The organism is Streptomyces griseomycini, from assembly GCF_014203535.1.
Lineage (GTDB): Bacteria > Actinomycetota > Actinomycetes > Streptomycetales > Streptomycetaceae > Streptomyces > Streptomyces griseomycini.
The window spans coordinates 69,615-86,775 of sequence record NZ_JACHJI010000012.1 but is presented as its reverse complement, the minus strand read 5'-3'; the positions used below and the strand labels follow the sequence as shown (position 1 = coordinate 86,775).

General features: G+C 75.3%; 15 protein-coding genes. 11 read left to right on the top strand and 4 right to left on the bottom strand.

Going from position 1 to position 17,161, the window contains the following annotated elements; all coding sequences use genetic code 11:
- Window positions 1-288 precede the first annotated feature (288 nt).
- The 3 genes from FHS37_RS28845 to FHS37_RS28835 all read left to right on the top strand — a co-directional run bounded on the left by FHS37_RS28845 (window position 289) and on the right by FHS37_RS28835 (window position 5,145).
- Window positions 289-3,141 carry an ABC transporter substrate-binding protein gene (locus FHS37_RS28845; protein ID WP_184826526.1) on the top strand — a complete coding sequence of 951 codons (2,853 nt, stop codon included), beginning with the start codon at window positions 289-291 and terminating at the stop codon, window positions 3,139-3,141.
- Between the two features lie 37 nt (window positions 3,142-3,178).
- Window positions 3,179-4,471: a HEAT repeat domain-containing protein gene (locus FHS37_RS28840; RefSeq protein ID WP_184826524.1), complete on the top strand. Its 1,293-nt coding sequence runs from the start codon at window positions 3,179-3,181 to the stop codon at window positions 4,469-4,471.
- A 74-nt stretch (window positions 4,472-4,545) separates the two neighbouring features.
- Window positions 4,546-5,145: an HD domain-containing protein gene (locus FHS37_RS28835; protein ID WP_184826521.1), complete on the top strand. Its 600-nt coding sequence runs from the start codon at window positions 4,546-4,548 to the stop codon at window positions 5,143-5,145.
- A 393-nt stretch (window positions 5,146-5,538) separates the two neighbouring features.
- On the opposite strand, the gene FHS37_RS28830 is transcribed toward FHS37_RS28835, so the two are convergent.
- Entirely contained in the window at window positions 5,539-5,979 is a 441-nt protein-coding gene (locus FHS37_RS28830) for a hypothetical protein (RefSeq protein ID WP_184826519.1), read from the bottom strand.
- A 134-nt stretch (window positions 5,980-6,113) separates the two neighbouring features.
- Window positions 6,114-6,740, bottom strand: coding sequence for a class I SAM-dependent methyltransferase (locus tag FHS37_RS28825; protein WP_184826517.1), 627 nt, complete (start codon window positions 6,738-6,740; stop codon window positions 6,114-6,116).
- An 88-nt stretch (window positions 6,741-6,828) separates the two neighbouring features.
- Between FHS37_RS28825 and FHS37_RS28820 the strand changes: the two genes are divergently transcribed.
- From FHS37_RS28820 to FHS37_RS39965, 5 genes are all read left to right on the top strand, one after another.
- Complete coding sequence (locus FHS37_RS28820) at window positions 6,829-7,437, top strand: helix-turn-helix domain-containing protein (RefSeq protein ID WP_184826515.1); 609 nt, start codon at window positions 6,829-6,831, stop codon at window positions 7,435-7,437.
- Between the two features lie 199 nt (window positions 7,438-7,636).
- The gene (locus FHS37_RS28815) at window positions 7,637-8,104 is read left to right on the top strand and encodes a hypothetical protein (protein ID WP_184826512.1); all 468 of its coding nucleotides are present in this window, start codon (window positions 7,637-7,639) and stop codon (window positions 8,102-8,104) included.
- A 124-nt stretch (window positions 8,105-8,228) separates the two neighbouring features.
- On the top strand, window positions 8,229-8,834 hold the full coding sequence (locus FHS37_RS28810) for a LysE family translocator (RefSeq protein WP_184826725.1): 606 nt from the start codon (window positions 8,229-8,231) through the stop codon (window positions 8,832-8,834).
- Window positions 8,835-9,117: 283 nt separating this feature from the next.
- Complete coding sequence (locus FHS37_RS28805) at window positions 9,118-9,585, top strand: hypothetical protein (RefSeq protein WP_184826510.1); 468 nt, start codon at window positions 9,118-9,120, stop codon at window positions 9,583-9,585.
- A 212-nt stretch (window positions 9,586-9,797) separates the two neighbouring features.
- Window positions 9,798-10,049, top strand: coding sequence for an ATP-binding protein (locus FHS37_RS39965; RefSeq protein WP_373304302.1), 252 nt, complete (start codon window positions 9,798-9,800; stop codon window positions 10,047-10,049).
- A gap of 176 nt (window positions 10,050-10,225) precedes the next feature.
- Here the strand turns inward: FHS37_RS39965 and FHS37_RS28795 are convergent, their stop codons facing one another.
- Window positions 10,226-13,996, bottom strand: coding sequence for a CHAT domain-containing tetratricopeptide repeat protein (locus tag FHS37_RS28795; RefSeq protein WP_184826508.1), 3,771 nt, complete (start codon window positions 13,994-13,996; stop codon window positions 10,226-10,228).
- A gap of 83 nt (window positions 13,997-14,079) precedes the next feature.
- Here FHS37_RS28795 and FHS37_RS28790 point away from each other — a divergent pair, with 83 nt between their 5' ends.
- The 3 genes from FHS37_RS28790 (at window position 14,080) to FHS37_RS28780 (ending at window position 15,862) form a co-directional block, all read left to right on the top strand.
- Window positions 14,080-14,475 (top strand): hypothetical protein, encoded by a 396-nt coding sequence (locus tag FHS37_RS28790; protein WP_184826506.1) that lies wholly within the window; start codon window positions 14,080-14,082, stop codon window positions 14,473-14,475.
- Window positions 14,476-14,485: 10 nt separating this feature from the next.
- The gene (locus FHS37_RS28785) at window positions 14,486-15,412 is read left to right on the top strand and encodes a hypothetical protein (protein ID WP_184826504.1); all 927 of its coding nucleotides are present in this window, start codon (window positions 14,486-14,488) and stop codon (window positions 15,410-15,412) included.
- Window positions 15,413-15,628: 216 nt separating this feature from the next.
- Complete coding sequence (locus FHS37_RS28780; protein ID WP_184826502.1) at window positions 15,629-15,862, top strand: hypothetical protein; 234 nt, start codon at window positions 15,629-15,631, stop codon at window positions 15,860-15,862.
- Window positions 15,863-15,958: 96 nt separating this feature from the next.
- Here the strand turns inward: FHS37_RS28780 and FHS37_RS28775 are convergent, their stop codons facing one another.
- Window positions 15,959-17,071 (bottom strand): ADP-ribosylglycohydrolase family protein, encoded by a 1,113-nt coding sequence (locus FHS37_RS28775; protein ID WP_229890175.1) that lies wholly within the window; start codon window positions 17,069-17,071, stop codon window positions 15,959-15,961.
- Between the last annotated feature and the right edge of the window lie 90 nt (window positions 17,072-17,161).

The following is a 17,161-nucleotide window of genomic DNA, read 5'->3' as shown; positions in this document are numbered from 1 at the left end:
TCGAGGGTGAACGGGACGCCCCCGTCACCGGATCGAACGGACCGTCGGCCCCGCACGTGCCCGCATCGCACGGCATCACCCGATCGCGTGACCTCGCGCGCCGACGGCGCCGTCCGCCGGCCCCGGCACCACCACCGCGACGAACCGCCGTTCCGTCAGGAGCGGTTGTCAGAAGTGAGCGTTATCCTCGCAAAGCGCTTGTGACACATGTGTCTTACGGCCACGGGGGTGTCCATGCACGACCCTGACCAGAGCTTCCCTCGGAACTGTCCGGGCGGTCACCCGGGCATGTCGACCGAGGCGGGGATCGACGTCCAGCGACAACTGGAGTCCCTGATCCAGGACTTCCGGACCAGCGACCCCCCGATGCCGGTCATCGTGCTGCACGCCGAGGACTCCGCCGACGACGACCGCGTCACCGAACTCGTCGACGAACTGCGCGAAGGGCAGCAGCGTCACGGTACGCGCCTGGCCGTCGCCCCGACCGAGCCGCAACCGGGGGACTCGGACCCCACGGCCCGGGCCGCGCGGCTCCTGTGCGACCTCGGCGACTCCAGGAAGTGGGGCGACCGGTCCGCCGCCTACCGGCCCTACGCCTTCCCCCGCCTGGGCCTCGTCCGCGCCCTCCAGGAGGCCACCGAGGATCCGGAGATGCGCGAGCACTGGCCGACCGCCCCCGCCGGCACCCCGGACGGGAACGTCCAGCGGGAGCAGGCCCAGACACACCTGCTGCGCATCCTGGCCCGGCAGCGCTGGCGTCCCCGCAGACCCTCGCGCCGGCACCGGCAGATGCTGCTCACCGACGTGCAGCAGTTCCTCCCCATGGGCGTCCTGGGCGCCTTCACCGCGCTGCTCACCCGCCCCGAGTGGTACATCGCCGTCCTGGCGGGCATCGGGCTGATGATCCTGCTCGCCGTCCTGAACCACGTCCCCGGGCGCGCGCCCCTCTTCCTGTGGCTGCGCAGGGAGAGCCGGTGGTTCCTGACCACGACGTTCCTCCAGTCCGCCGCCCGCCGCCAGTCGACCAGCGTGCGGCTGCTGCGGCCCGTCGGCTCCTGGCGGGCCATAGCGGCCCGCGCCTACGACGTGGCCGAGGCCATGCGGGAGGGCGGCCCGTTCCCCCTCCAGTTGTACGTGCTGGCGCTCTTCGAGGACCTGCGGGACAACCACCGGCGCGGCAGCTGGGACCTGCGGGGGTTCAAGCGGACGCGCCCGCCGGTGCTGTTCCTGCGCCGGATAGACCGGGAGAACGGCGGCATCGAACTGATCAGGGCGGTCAGCGACGTCCGCAGCCGGCGCAGCGAGCTCGACCCGCTGCTGATCGTGGCGGGCGTGGCGGCGGACGACGCGGCGCTGCTCGACCGGAGCGCGGACGGAAGTCCGCCGGCCGGCCGGCCGCAGGCCCCGGCCCGGTCCCCGCGCCTCCAGCAGCGGTTGCGGCACTGGTACGACGAATGGGCCGGGAACCTCCGGGCCGACCAGTCGCCGAGCAGGACGAACGCCCTGCCCTGGGTGCTCAGGATCCCGCTGCCCCGTGCGGAGCTGGTGCAGCTGCGGCAGACGGACTGGCGGTGCGTCAGGGCCCGGCACCGACCGCCCCTGGCCCGTGTGGTGTGGTCGGCGCACAGCCTGCTCCTCGTCCTCGCCCTCGCCGTCACCGCGGGCGTCGTCCACTCCCGCGAACTGCACCGGACGTACTGCTCGGCGGGCCTGCTCACCGCCGACCGCGACACCGAACGGCGCCCCGCGCCCGGCGGGGGCACGGAGTGCGTCGGGATAGCCGTCGGAGACGTCCGGTTCGGCGCGCACCTCCGGGACGGAGCCGACGGGGAGAGCCGGAGGGTGCGCGAGCTGGAGGACCTGGTGCACGCCGAGAACGCCGAGGTGCTGCGCGACCACCCCGACGCCTACGTCACGGTGGTGTACGCGGGTCCGCTGAGCTCCTCCCCGGTGGACCCCTCCCTGGTCAAGGGCGCCGAGGAACTGGCGGGCGTGTACCTCGCCCAGCGCGTCGTCAACGAGAACTACACGGTGAAGCTGCGCGTGCTGCTCGCCAACGGCGGCGCGGACATGGGGCACCAGCGCGTCACGGCCGACGCGATCGCCGAGTACGCCGACCGCGACCCGACCGTCGTCGGTGTCGTCGGCTTCGGCCGCGACCTGCAGAGCAGCCCCGACGTCACGCGCCGGCTCCACGCGGTGGGGCTGCCCGTCGTCTCCGGCACCAACTCGGCGACCTACCTGCCGAAGGAGTTCTCCAACTGGTTCAGCCTCGCGGCCCCCGACGAGCACCAGGCGAACGCGCTCGGTCTCGTCGCCCGGCAGCTGCGCACCCGGGGCGGATCCCCGCGCGCCCTGGTGCTGGCCCGCGACACCGAGGAGTCGCAGGACCGTTACACCAGCGAGCAGGCCCTCTACGGCGGGGAGATGCTGGAGCGGGAGGGCTTCCGGCTGCTGCCCGCGCAGAACTACCGGGTGGCGAACGGCAAGCCCGAACTGCGGCTGCACGCGGAGAGCATCTGCCGGGGGGAGAGCGTCCCCTCGGTGATCTACTTCGCCGGGCGGGTCGAGGACATCGGACCGCTGATGACCCAGCTGAGCACCGAACCGGGCTGCGCGAACAGGGAGATGTCGATCCTCACGGGCGACGACCTGAGCAAGGCCAGGTTCTCCGGCACGGGCGGCCGCGACGGCGTGGCCCCGCGGATCACGCTGTACCACGCGGCCCTGGCGGAGCTGGAGGAGGCCGCGTCCGGGACCGCCTTCTACGAGGAGGCCGCCAAGTACCTCCCCTGGCTGGAGGACGGGAGGGCCACGTACGACGCAGCCGACTTCGCCAGCGGGCAGACGGCCCTCTCCCACGACGCCACGCGTGCGCTGTACTGGGCGGCCAGCCTCGGGGACGTGCGCCAGAGCCGCGCGGCGACCTGGGTCAACCTCAGGAGCGTCAAGCTCGACGGGATGGCCACCGGGACGATCGACTTCACCGACGCGCCCCTGTACGGCGAACGGCACGGCCACAGCATCGTCCTCAAGCGGGTCCGGAGGACCCCGGGAGGCGTCTCGGAGGCGGAGGTCCTGTGCAGCAGACCGGCCGGCAGCGGCAAGCCGCTCGACGTGCGGGAGTGCTCGATCGGGTGAGCGGGAACCGGAGCGGGGGCGTGCGAGGGTTGTCCGCATGACCGAAGAGAAGCACGGCGGCCTCCTGGCCGGTCTGGACGAGGTGGACTGGGCCGGACTGGAGCACGCCTACGGCAGCGCCGCGGACGTCCCCGGGCGGCTGAGGGACCTGTGCGGCGACGACGAGACCGCCCGCGGCAAGGCCCTGAGCGGGTTGTTCACGAGCATCTTCCACCAGGGCAGCCGCTACGAGGCCTCGCCCCACGCCGTGCCGTTCCTGGCCCGCATCGCCGTGGCGGGCCCGCGGCCGGTCCGGGTGGACGTGCTGTGGCTGCTGACCCGCCTGGCGGTGGACTGGCACGACGAGTACGACCTGCCCCGCGGGATCGACACCGCGGCCTGGCGCGCGGCCGCCGCCGGGCACGCGCCGGAGAACCTCCTGCCCTGGTACGACGGGCAACTGGCCGTCGAGCAGGACGGGGAGCGGCGCCGCCGGCTGGAGGAGATGCGGGAGTACTGCGCGGCCGGGAAGCCCGTCGACGCGCGGGACGGCGCCCTGCGCTCCTACGACGCGGTCCGGGCCGAACTGCCCGGCCTCCACCGCCTCCTGGACGACCCCGACCCGCAGGTGCGCACCCGGATCGCCTACCTGCTCGCCTGGTTCCCCGAGGAGGCCTCCCGGTCGCTGCCACGGCTGCTCGCGCGCCTCGCCGCGGAGGACGACCCGGGCGTGACGGCCACCGCGCTGGTGGCCGCCGGTCTGGTGGGCGACGTCACCCTCGTACCGCGCCTGCGGCCCTACCTGGAGGCCGAGGACCGGCTGCTGCGCTGGGCGGCGGCCACGGCCCTCGCCCGGCTGGCCGGCGGCCCCGACGGCGCCGACGTGCTCGGAGCCGGCCTGTGCGACCTGGTGATCGGCGAGCTGGCCGCCGCCGCGGCGGACGTCGTCCCCCGTCCCCTCACGGACTTCGACGAGGGTAACCCGCACAGCTACGTCGCCCGTTCGCTGCTGCCCCTGGTCCCGCACGCCCCGGACACCGTGCTCGGCGCCGTCGTCGAGGCCTTCGGCGGGATGCCCGACCGGAAGATCGCCGACCTGGCGGAGGACGTGGTGCGTGCGGCCTTCCACGACGCCGCTGCCGGCCCGCTGCCGCCGTTCCCCGGGCTCGGCGGCGGACAGCGGCGCGTCCTGCGCTTCCTCGCCCGTACCGGTCCGTGGGGTGACTACGGGCGGCGCTTCGAGCGGACCCTCCGCGAACTCGGGCTGCCCGACACCCAGGCCGCGCTCTGCGCCTACGCCGGGGTCACGGCCGGCACGCCGGTCCGGTCCGGCGACGACCCGTGGGTGTGAACGAGGACGTCCGGGGCCTCCGGCCGGCGTCCCCGGCCCAGGACCACCGGCAGGGCGGTTGTTACGCTCCCGGAATGAGGATTCCGGGACCCGACGAGATCCGCGCACTGCACGAGAAGCACGCGCCCACCGCCGAGGCGTTCGCCCTCGTCCACACGCACTGCGAGATCGTCTGGAGCATCGCCGAACAGCTCATCTCGGTCTCGCGCCCCGACGTCGACGCCGAACTGGTCCGTGCCGGCTGCCTCCTCCACGACATCGGCGTCTACCGCCTCTACGGGGACGACGGGCGGCTGGACCACGGGAACTACATCCGGCACGGACTGCTCGGCCAGGAGATCCTCGAGGAGGAGGGCTTCCCCGAGGCCCTGTGCCGGTTCTGCTCCCACCACACCGGAGTGGGGGTCACCACGGACGACGTCCTGCGCCAGGGTCTCCCGCTGCCCCCCGCCGACTACCTGGCGGAGACGGCGGAGGAGAGGCTGGTGATGTACGCGGACAAGTTCCACAGCAAGTCCCGGCCGTCGGCGTTCCTCTCCCCCGACGCGTACGCCGCCCACGTACGCCGCTTCGGCGAGGACAAGGTCGCCGCCTTCCGGGCCCTGCGCACGGAGTTCGGCGAGCCCGACCTCACCGGGCCGGTGCCGGACGGCGGCGTGTCCGCCCGGGTGTGAGACGACGGCGGCGGCCGGGCGGCGGTCCGCGCGCGTGCGGCCCACCCGGTCGCCGGCCGGCCGGGGCGGCGGAGGCACACGGGCCGTCCACGCTCCTCCGTGTACGGATTGACCACCTCGCGCCGGCCGCCGCCTCCGTCCACTCGCCGTCGGTGCACAGCTCGCCCGTCGCGGGTCCTCCCTCGCCTCCGGCCGGTACCGATCGGCCTGCCGGCCGGCGGCACGGCCCATCGTGCGGTCGGCGGCCGCGGGGCGCACGGCCACCGTCGCGACCGGGTGGCCGGGTGCCCTGGGCGGGCTGACGACCGGCCGGGACGGGACCGGACGGGACGGCCGGAGGCGAACGGTGCCTCGACGGCGTGGACGGGAGGAAGGCTCCCGGACGCCCGCGGTTCACGCCCAGGGGTCGGGGATCACCTCGGTCGCCGACTCGAGGACCTTCTCCACCCGCAGGACCGCGCTGCGGACGGCCCCCGACTCCGCGACCAGCACGTCGGGGACGTGGGACTCGTGGAAGCGGAGGTACCCGACGGTGCCCACCGTGGTCGTGCGCGCGCCGAGCCACAGCACCATCCTGCGCAGGTCGTCGAACTCGTCGGGGTGCGCCTCCTGCCGCACGGCCAGCGCCCACTGCGGGCCGTCCGAGCACAGCTCCCCCACCAGCGCGCCCCCGATCCGCAGCGCCGGCCCCCGGTCCGCCCAGAGGGGGTACTCGTACCCGTCGTCCTGCCGGCCGCCCTCCTCCCCCAGGTGCCAGCGGAGCAGGGCGAGGTCCCGCGGCGGGAGCGAGCCCGGCAGGTCGAGCGTGAGCTGGAGTTCGTAGACGTCGGCCATGATCGAAAGGCTACGGGTCCCGGACCTGCTCGTTCTCCGCCGGTCGACCGGGAGCGCCTCCCGGTCCGAAGGCCGGGGAGACCGCTGGGTGAGTGCCCGGCGGACGCCGGGAGCGGGGCGGGCCGGCCGCGGGGTCAGCCGGTGCGGCGGACGAGGAGGACGTGGTCGGTGACCTCGGCGGTGCGCCCGTCCGGGCCGGTGGCGGTCCGGCGGGGTGTGTCGGCCCGCTCGACCGTCCACGTGGCCGGGTCCAGGCCGATGTCCGCGGCGACTTCCCGGGGACTCGGATAGTGGATGTCGGGGTCCTGGTCCCACGACCACGGCGCGGTCGAGCCGTGGTCGACGACCAGCAGCCGCCCGCCCGCGCGCAGTGCGTGCGCGGCCGCGCGCAGGACGGCCGCGCGGTCCAGGTCGAAGGGGGTGTGCAGGTAGTGGGCGCAGACCAGGTCGAATCCGCTGAACGGGAAGGGCTCGCGCAGGTCGTGCCGCACCGTGGTGACGCGCTCGCCCAGGCCGTGTGAGCGGGCGAGGGCGGCGAGCCGCTCGACGGCCACGGCCGAGATGTCGACGGCGGTGACCCGCCACTCCCGGCGGGCCAGCCACAGCGCGTCGCCGCCGTTGCCGCATCCGAGGTCCAGCGCGTCACCGGGCGGCAGGCCCGCCGCCGTCTCGGTGAGGCGGACGTTCGGCCGGGGGTCGCCGGCCTCCGGCCGGGCCGCGTGGACGCCGTCCCAGAACGTGACCGCATCGGTGGTGCTCATCAAGGCTCCTTGTGTCGGTGTGCCGCTCAGTCTCGTGAGGCGTCCCGCCGTTTGGCACGGAATCTTGCGGTTGTGGCAAGGTGGCCCGATGGACCACCCTGCGGACGACGAAGTGCTCGACGCGGTCGGGCCGCGGCTTCGCGCGCTGCGCCGCGACCGCGGCATCACCCTCGCCGACCTCGCGGCACGGACCGGTGTCTCGGAGAGCACCCTGTCCCGGCTGGAGAACGGGCAGCGCAGGCCGACCCTGGAACTGCTGCTGCCGCTGGCCCGTGTCCACGGCGTTCCGCTGGACGACCTCGTCGGCGCCCCGCGCACCGGCGACCCCCGGATCCACCTCAGGCCGATCAGGCGGTTCGGCATGACCTTCGTGCCCCTGTCCCGGCGGCCGGGCGGGGTGCACGCGTTCAAAATGATCATTCCGGCCCGGTCGGAGCCACTGGAACCGGCCCTGCAGACCCATGAGGGTTTCGAGTGGCTCTACGTGCTCGACGGCCGCCTGCGGCTCGTGCTCGGCGAGCGCGACCTGACGCTGCCGCCCGGTGAGGCAGCCGAGTTCGACACCTCCCTGCCGCACTGGCTGGGCAGCGCCGACGGCGGTGCGGTCGAGCTCCTCATCCTCTTCGGCCTGCAAGGGGTACGCGCGCACGTGCGCACCGACCCCCACCGGTCGCCGCAGGCGGGGAACCACCGGTGAGCCGGCGAGGTGGCGCACTCGGACGCCTCCTCGGCCTTGGAGCGGGGCACGAGCGGGCGCACGATCGGCCCTGACGTCCCGTCGGGTTCGACATACGGTCCCGGCAGCGTGGCCGGTGACGGAAGTGGTTCACTTGCTGCCGGTTCCCGTGCCGGGATCGCCTCTCCGTGTACCCCGTAGACCGAAGGAAGCCGTTTCGATGACCGCATCCGCTCCCCCACCGCCCCCTCCTTCCACCCCACCGGCTCCCGTCACCGGTGGCCGCGCTTCCTCCCGGTGGGTCGCGCCGGTGGTGGCCGCCGTCGTCGCCGCCGGTGCGGGCATGGGCGTCGGCTGGCTCCTGTGGGCCGGCCCGGACAGCGCGGCCTCCGGGACCGGCGTCGACAACGCGGCGGCCGACGCGGCGGGCGCCTGCCAGGCGTGGCAGCGGGTTCCGGCGTTCAGTGCGCTGGCCAACGGTGACAAGGACGCCTCGGCCCACTTCGACCGCGCCGTCGGTGCCGCCTCTCTGGCCCACGCGGCTGCCGAACTGGACGACCGCTACAAGTCCCTGAACGAGGCCTTCCAGGACGTCCACATGCGCCTGCGGACCTTCAAGGTGGAGGGTGCCGAAGCGGAGGCGGCCCACGAGAAGGTGACCGCCCTCTGCGCCGATCTGGACGACTGAAGGCCGGCGACCCGCGCGGGCTGCGACTCGAGGAGTAGGCCGATGGTCCCCCTCGCCTTCCCGGGGAGTCTCGGGCGATGATGCAACGGTGATCGATCTTCACCAGTTGGCTGCCTTCTGCACGATGTCCCTGCTGCTGTCCGCGATCCCGGGGCCGAGCGTGCTGTTCGTCGTCGGCCGGGCCCTGGCGCACGGGCGCCGGGCGGCGCTGGCGTCGGTGCTCGGCAACGCGCTCGGCGGGTACGCCCTCGTCGTCGCCGTGGCGTTCGGGGTGGGGAACGTGGTGGCGAGGTCGGCCCTCGCCTTCAGCCTGATCAAGATCGCCGGGGCCGCGTACCTGGTCTTCCTCGGTGTCCAGGCGATCCGGGGCAGCCGCACGCCTCCCCCGGAGCCCGGCGCCGCGCGGACCGCCGCCCGCGGAACGCTCCGGCAGACGTGGGAGGGGTTCACCGTCGGGGTGACGAACCCCAAGAGCATCGTCTTCCTGACCGCCGTGCTCCCGCAGTTCGTCGACCGGGACGCGGGTCACGTCGTCGGGCAGATCCTGCTCCTGGGGCTGGCCGGGGCGCTGCTCCAGCTGGCGTCCGACAGCGTCTGGGGACTGGCGGCCTCCGCCGCGCGGGCCTGGTTCGGCCGTTCCCCGCGCCGGATGTCACTCGTGGGCGGCGCCGGCGGCATGGCCATGATCGGACTCGGCGTCACGGTCGCCGCCACCGGCCGCGCGGACTAGGGAAGACCCATCCCGCGGACCGCTTCGCACCCGACCACCGCCTGAGCGAACTGCTCACGCCGGGCGTCCGGATCGCAGGCGCCGAGCCCCTTAACGCCTTCGCGGTCCGGCCCCGTCCGTGACCGGCACCCGTCGCACCACAACGCTCCACAACGCTCCACAACGAAGGCAACGCTCTTGGCACATAAGGCAGTTCCGCCGCTGCCCGTGCCCCGGAGCGGCCTTCCGGCTACGATCGGTCATGACGGGGCGAGACGCCGGCCGACGCACAGGGGGAGGGTGCGTGACGGACACCCGGCCGTTCACCGGCCTGAAGATCGAGGGCCGACGCGACCGCGCACACCTCGACACGCTGACGTCGATCGTGCCGGAGCCGTTGCGGGAGGAGTTCCGTCGCCTGCTGGACGGCCCCCGCGTCTACAAGCGGATCGGGCGCCACGACGACCGCACGTACTGGCTCAGCCAGAAGGAGGGCTCCGACCTGGTGACGCTGGAGGTCGTCCTGCCGGCCTACCAGAGCCGGGAGGAACTGCTCCAGGTGGAGCAGGAGCTGATGCCCGGTGCACTCCCGCCGGGGGCGGCCTTCCGCACGAGGCCGGTGAGCGACCCCTTCGACGACTCCCCGGAAACCGCGGCGGTCCTGCGCGGCGTCGACGCCGCGCTGGCACGCGGCGAACACTGGAGCACGGTGAGCGGCACCACACTGGAGTCGCTCCGGCGAGACTGGCTGCGCTCCCGCGGCCTGTACTAGGGCGCGTATCCGGTCAATCCGCGGATCCGCCCCCTCGGCGGGGCCCGGACCGGCAGGCACTCTCCCGTGACACGAGCGCAACTGGCCGATGACGAATGGGAGTTCACCGATCCGTATCCGCCGATCGGTGAACTGGCCGCCGACCGCAGGTACCGCCCACCGGCGTCCGTGCCGGCCACGGGCCGGGCCGCGGGCAGCCCGCAGTCCGTCCCGTGCCGGGCAGAGCACGGGTCCGCGGGCCCGTCGGCCGCCTCCGCGCCCCCGACACCGACTCCGAGTCCGGCCGCGGCCTCCTCCTCGTCACCGCCCTCGCCGCCGACTGGGGCGTCACCGACCGCCGCCCCGGCCCCGGCAAGACCGTGTGGGCGGTGGTGGGCACCGCGCGGGGCAGCCGGCCCGGCGTCCTCCGCCAGGAGCCCTCCGGACCGCGGTCACCGGCCCGGCGGGGTGCGTCCCGTGCCTGACGGGGCGGACCCGATCGACGGCCACGGGCGATCGGGTGCGCGGGTGCCGCCCGTGCTCTCCCGCCGATGGTCAGGAACCGATCCCTCCGCCGGACGGAGGCTCGGGCCCCGGCTCCTGCGGGTGTTCCCGTTCACCGCGGCCGGACACCTCACGGATGGATGCCCCGGCCAAGCCCTCAGGGACCCGCGTGCACCTGGCAGGCCCACAGGCTCGGGGTCCGCGGATACGTGTCGCGCAGGGTGCGCACGGCCCGGTGCAGGGCCTCTGCCGTGCGGGCGACGTCGAGCGTGCCGTCGCCCGTGTTCAGGTCCTCGTACACGCTGAGCGCGACCTCGGCCCCGATCACGTCGTCGACGTGCCACAGCGAGCCGACCACGTGGGGGAAGCCCGCCATCTGGAAGGCGCTGACGATGTGGACGGCCTCGTCGGCGAGCTCGGGGCTGGTGCGCAGGGTGGCGCAGGCGGAGAGGTAGGCGAGCCGGACCGACGGCAGCCGGAGCCGGGCCAGGTCGCGGACGGTCAGCGGGCGTTCGGCGTGGTCGTGCAGGACGAGCCGGCTGCCGGAGGGGTGCTCCAGGTCGCCCAGGGCGTGACAGGCGAAATGCGCGTGGGCGTGGCGGTGCAGGGCGGAGACGACCGCGGAGCGGGTGGCGGAGGTGTCCGCCAGCAGTGCGGCACCGGGGAGCAGGCGGGCCAGGTGCTCGGCCTCGCGGCGTGCGCCCGGGAGCGGGGCCTGTCCGGCGGCCTGCGCGACGCTGACGACGAGGGTTCCGGTGCCCGCCGGGCGGGCGGCGCGCCGACGGGCGTGGTGCAGGGCCCGCAGTGTCGGCGTGTACGAGGAGACCACCCGGTCCAGGGCGCCGGGGGCGCCGTCGGCGGGGGCCGCCGCGTGCAGGGGCAGCGTGCCCAGCAGGCCGCCGGGCGACCACCACACGCGGGTCGCCGCGGGGAGGCGGTCGAGGACCGGGCCGGTGACCGCCTGCCACAGCCAGGCGAGGGTCTCCCGTACCTCCTGCTGGGCGCGCTGCGCCTGCTTGCGGGAGGTTCCGGGCGTCTCGATGCGGACCAGCGCGTCCTCGAAGGCCTGCCGGCGCGTCGCCGTCGTCCGCGGGTCGAGGCCCGGGAGCGGCACGGCGTCGACGGAGTGCTCGGTGACGACCAGGGCGTCGCTGCCGTGCGGGGAGACGTTGACCAGGACCACCGGGCCCGCCGCGGCCGTCGCGCGCAGCTCGCGTTCGTCCCAGTCCCGCACCGGACGCAGCAGGCCCAGTTCGGGATGCTCGGCGCGGATCCGGGCGGTGAGGTCCCGCCACTCGGCGGCCAGTCGCTGCCGCAGATCGGCGCGGGCTTCGGGGCCGGCCGGTCCCTCTTCCGGCAGCTCCCCGCCGCCGGTCGCCGTGTCGAGGGCGTCCCGGAGCTCCTCGAAGCGGGCGGCGAGGTCGGGGGCGGACTCCCGGAGCCGGGTCAGGTCGCTGTCGGCGTCGAAGGCGTGGGAGAGGATCACGCCCCTGGCCTGTTCCAGCAGACCGACCGCGAGTCCGGGACGGCCGCAGCGCACCGCGCAGGCAGCGGCGGCGGCGCCCAGGCCGACGGTGCGGCTCAGCAGGAACTCCTGGTCGTCGCGGACGAGCTGGCGGGGTGCCACGGAGTGCAGCAGGTCGACCGCCACCACGTATCCCTCCAGTGCGCGGTCCCAGTCGCCCAGTTCCGCCCGGACGTCGCCCCAGGCCCGTGCCGCGTCCAGCCGCTCGGAGGGCGCGCACTGCCGTTCCAGGGCCGCTTCCCGGAAGACCTCGGCGGCCTCGGCCAGACCGGCCCGACGGCGACGCCGGTCCAGGGCCAGGTCGTACAGGACGCCGCCGAGGGCGGCCAGGCGGAACGTGCGCTTGGGATGGCCGGGCGGAGTGGCCTCGGCCGCCCGGCGGTGCAGCGCGACCACCTCGCGCCGGGCGGCCGGTGACAGCAGGGTGCGCGGGTTCGCCATCCTCGCGGCCGCGGCCACCACGAGGGCGCCCGGCAGGTCGGGCGAGTTCGCGGGCAGCGCCGCGACCACCGCGTCGGCCAGCTCGCGCGCCTCACGGGCCAGGCCGGCCCGCGGCGTCCGCCGGCCGCGGGTCAGCAGGGCGACGGCGAGGCGGTGCCGCCGGCGGGGCAGCTGGGGGTCGCCCTCCGGGGTCAGGGCCAGGGCCTCCCTGAAGAGCTCCACGACCTGGTCGAGCTGGGCGTCCGGATCGGCGGCGCGCTCCAGGCCCGTCATCAGGCTGATCCCCGTCGAGCTCAGCAGCGCGGCGTGGTGGGCGCGGCCGAGGCCGGGCAGCGCGGCGGCCCGGTGCCGGCACTCCCGGGCCTCCCGCAGGTCCTCGCCGTCCCCGGTCAGCAGGTGGCGCAGGCCCAGCGCCGCACCGAGGTTGAGCAGCCGCACTCCGAGCAACCCGTGCCCTTCGGGGGTGAGCGCCACCGCCTCCCGGTGGGCCGCCACGGCGTCGTTCAGCTCTTCCGTGCCTCCCGAGCGCTGGTGGCGGGCGACCAGTACCAGGCCCAGGTAGTTGAGCGCCGCGGGACGGTCCGGGTGGCCCGGCGGCAGGAGCTCCTCGGCCTCCCGGAGGCGGCGCAGCGCCTCGTCCAGGTCCCCTCCGTTCGCCCCCGGATCCCGTGAGTAGCGGTTGTACAGGGCCAACGCGGGCGCGAGGAACGGGGACTGCGGGACGCCCGTCGCCGCCGCGGACGCGGCGGCGGGGTGGGTGAGGTCGAGCGCCGCGTCCAGGTCGGCCGAGGCCCCTGTCACGACGGAGCGGAAGCGCAGGGCGTTGCCCAGGGCGTTCCGCAGGGCTGCCTCCTCCCCCGGTGCCCGTGCTGCCCCGAGCGCCTCGGCCAGCACCCGGACCGCCTCGTCCAGGTCCTCCACCCGGCCGGTGTGCTGCGCCCTCAGGAGGAGCGCCATGCCCAGGTCGTGGCCCGCCGGTGCAGGCCCCTCCAGGTGGTCGGCGAAGCCCCGCCGGCACAGGTCCACCACTTCGTCGCACTCCCGCGCCGTCGCCCCCTCCGCCTGCCGCAGGAGGAGCAGGGACCGCCCCAACGCGCCGAGGGCACGGGTCAGGTGCGGGTGTCCGGACGGCAGCTGGGCCACCACGTCACGGGCGATGCCGACCGCCTCGTGCAGGTCCTCGGCATCGAGCGACTTCAGGTGGCGATCCAGGAGCCGGCGGCCCAGACCGTCCAGGGCGAGGAGCCGTGCGGGGGAGCCGGCCGGGGCGCGCTTGACGGCACCGTGGACGAACCGGACCGGATCCCCGTCCGCCAGGTCCCCGAACGGCCAGGTCGTCCCGGCGAGGGTCACGGCACGGGACACTTCCTCGAGCCGGTCCGCGAACCAGGGTTCGTATTCCCAGGTCGCGAGGAGGGCGAGGCTGCCGCATCCGATCGCGCTGGCGAGCCGGGCCTCACGGGAGGGGGTCGTCGCGGCGACCATCGCGGCCGTCCCGTGGAGCCGGAGGACGTCCTCGGAGGCGTCCGGCGGCGGGTTGTGCTGCCGTCCCTCCGCCGCGATCACCGCCGCGGCGCACAGGGCCGACCACTCGGCGGGGCCGTCCGCGCCCGCCGGATCGGGGCGTGCGGCGGGATCGGCCGATGCGTAGCCCGCCGCCAACTCCGCCGGCACCGACTGCGGATCGGCGACCCACACCGGGAAGAACAGCGTCCCGGCCATGGCCCCGTGGACGGCGCCGCGGTCCCCCTGGTCGGCCGCCGCACGGGCGGCGCAGAGCCAGCCGGCCGCGTGCCGGGCCTCCATGTCGGTCCTCGCGTCGGCGGTCCTCAGCAGTCCCCCGAGTTCGGTGTCCGCGTCGGGGCCGAACACCACGTCCGCGGCCACACCTCCGTCCGCCGTCCCGGCCCGGTCGAGGCGTGCGCGCATCGCCTGCAGGAACCAGTCCCGGTCATACCTCACCCCGGTGCTCCCCTCCCCCGCCGCCGTCTCCGGCGGTGCGTGAACCCATGCTCAACTCTGCCCCACTGCTGCATACTTGGACCATGACCGCCTCCCCCCACCCACCCCGGCCCGACCACAGGGCGGCAGCGGCGCTGTGCGCCCTGCTCGGCTCGCCGGAGGACCTGCGGCAGCCCGGGGTCCGGGAGGCGGCCGAGCGTGCGCGCGACCTGCTGCGGTCGGGTGCGGACGCCGACGAGCTCGCGTCCTGCTACCGCGCCCTGGACACGGCGTTGCGCCGGAACGGGGACGCACGCGGACTGGTCAGCGAATCCCGGGGCGGAACGGCTCCCGGCATCACGGCCCACATCAAGGTGGCGGTATGCCCCGGACCGACCCCCTGCCCCCGCATCGAACGGGCCCGCGACCTGCTCCCCGCCCCGTACTGCGCCGTCAACGGCACCCGCATGCGCAAGGGCCGGCTGGGCTCCGCGCGGTGACCCCGTCCCCGTGAACCCCCTCCTCGCCACCCTGGGCGGCAAGCTCACCGAACGCTGGCTGAACCTGCTGGTCCTCCCCGGCGCCCTGTTCCTCGCCGCCACTGCCGTCGGCGGCGTCCTGGGCCACCGCCACTGGCACGACGTCGACCGGCTGCGCACCACCCTGGACGACCTCGCCGCCCGCCCCGCCCTGGACCGCACCGGCACCGCCGCGCTCCTGGTCGCCCTCGTCCTGCTCACCGCGACCGCGGCCTCACTCGCCGCGCAGTTCCTCGGCGGCGCGATCGAGCGGTGCTGGCTGCGCTTCGGCCGGGACCCGTTCTCGCGCGCCAGGACCGCACGCCGGGCCCGCCGGTGGCGGCAGCGGGACGCGAAGCTCGGCGAAGCCATCGGCCTCGCCCACCACGCGGGCGTGGGGCCCGACGGCGCGGTGATGATCCCGAGCAGCACTCTGGCACGGATCCAGGCCCTCACCGAGGCCCGCGACCGTATCGCGCTGCGCGAACCGGTCCGCCCCACCTGGTACGGCGACCGCATGCAGGCGACGGCCGACCGCGTCGAGGCCGCCTACGGGGTGGACCTCGCCGTCCTCTGGCCGCGGCTGTGGCTGATCCTCCCCGAACCCGCCGTGCGCCAGCTCCAGTCGGCCCACGACTCCTTCAGTGCCGCCGCCCGCCTCGCCGCCTGGGCCGTCGGCTACGCCCTGCTCGCCTGCTGGTGGTGGCCGGTCGCGCCGGCCGCCGTCGGCTGCGCGGTCGTCGCCCGGTCGCGCGCCCGCACCGCCCTGGACGCACTCGCGGGCCTCATCGAGGCCGCCGTCGACGTTCACGGCCGCGAGCTGGCCACCCGGGTCGGCCTGATCTCACCGGAGGCGCCGGGACGGCTGGCCCGTGACACGGGCGACGGGATGTCGGCCGTGTTCAGGAAGGCCGAGTGACGGCCGGGGACGCACGGGCGGCCCGGGCGCCGTGCGGCGCAGACACCGTCACCACCGGGCCGCAAACCACCACGCATCACTCACCACGGCTCATTCGTACGGAACTTCGGATACGCGGGCATCGCCGGCGCCCGCGTCCCGTCGTACCGCGCGACCGGATCGGCCGGGGATTCGACCGGCGTCGGCGCAACCCCCGCGACCGCCGCCGGCACGCCCGTGCCGGCCGGGACCGCCGCGTCCCCGCCGCAGGTCCCGCCCGTCGCGGAGCCGTCCGCCGCGGCCGTCGCCCCGCCCGTCCGGGACGTGGCGTGGGACCGGATCACCGAGTACCTCGACCCGGACGGACCCGACCTGCTCGCGCTCGCCGGGACCCTCGCCGCGCGCGGCGTACCGGCCGCCGTGTACTGCCTCCGGCGGGACCGGGCGGTCAGGGGCGCGAGCCGGTGCTGAGGACCGGCCGGGACGCGGCCGCCCGGGAAGTGTGCGGGGTGCCCGGACCCGACGGGACGCCGGGCGGGTGTCCCGTCGGGGCCGGGCCGTCGGGGCTCACCAGCCGGGGTAGCGCGGCCACCAGTGCGGGTCCCACCCCGGGACGTACTCGCCGCCGCTGGGCGAGTCGTCCAGTTCCAGCACCAGGTCGCGGGCCAGGGTGTCCAGGACCCACGCCAGTTCGTGACGGCCGACCAGGTCGACGGGCAGGGCCTCGACCCCGTGCACGGCGCCGAGCAGCGCGCCGGTCACACAGGCGACGGAGTCGCCGTCCGGGGCGTGCGCCGCGAACTCGAGCGCGGCCCGGAAGTCGGCGCGCCCGGGAAAGGAGGCCGCCGCGTAGAGGCCGCCGAGCAGGGCCGAGGGCGCGGTGGCGTCCGGGGCGAGCCGTGCCAGGCTCTCCGCGTCCGCCGGTTCGTCGGCCGCGTGCCGGAGAGCCGCCGTGAGACGGCCGTGCTCGTGCTCGGTGAGGCGTCGGTCCTCGGCCGGGAGGGCGGCGACACCCGCGTTCAGCGCCTCCCGGACCGTCCCGCCGGACGGGGAGGACGGTCCGCGCTCCGGGGCGGGGTGGGTCAGACAGTGGTGGGCCAGCACGGCCGCGTGGACGGTGGCGCTCTGTGCGGACGGGTCGCCGTGGGTGAGCGCGGCGAGCGCGCCGGCCTGGGCGATGCCTCCGCTTCCGGTGACCGCGACCGGAAGGCTCCGGGTCAGGGCGTGGCAGCCCCGGCTCGGGGTGGCCATCCGCTCCTCGCCCTCCTCGATCCGGGACAGGGCCGCCACCGTCGCCGGTGCGCTGCCGCGCCGCTCGGCCAGCGCGGGCACGCCCGCCAGCCAGCCGTCCGGCCATCCCGCGCCGCCGTGGGAGTTCCAGCGGCGTCGCATCCTCTCCGTCTCGATGCCCTGGAGGAAGGCCCACCGGGAGTAGGCGTGCAGGACCACTCCCGGTGCGTAGCAGATGCCTTTGTGGTGGCCGCGCACCTGCGCGCGGATGATGCCCTCGGCGGTGAAGCAGGCCAGTTGTGTGCTGACGCCGGCCCGCAGCGGACCGTCGGCCGGCAGCGCGCCCCGGGCCCCTCCGAGGGTGTCCCCGAGCGCCAGGCCGAGCATCATTCCGCGTACCCGGGACTGCCGTGCGAAGAGATCTCTCTGGTGGTCCTTCTCGTGGGGCAAGGGAACGTGCCTCTCTCCTTCGGGCATGACCGGGTTTCCGGGGAGAGTACCCGGCGGGGCGCCTTCGGGGTTCCGACCGGTCCCGGCCGG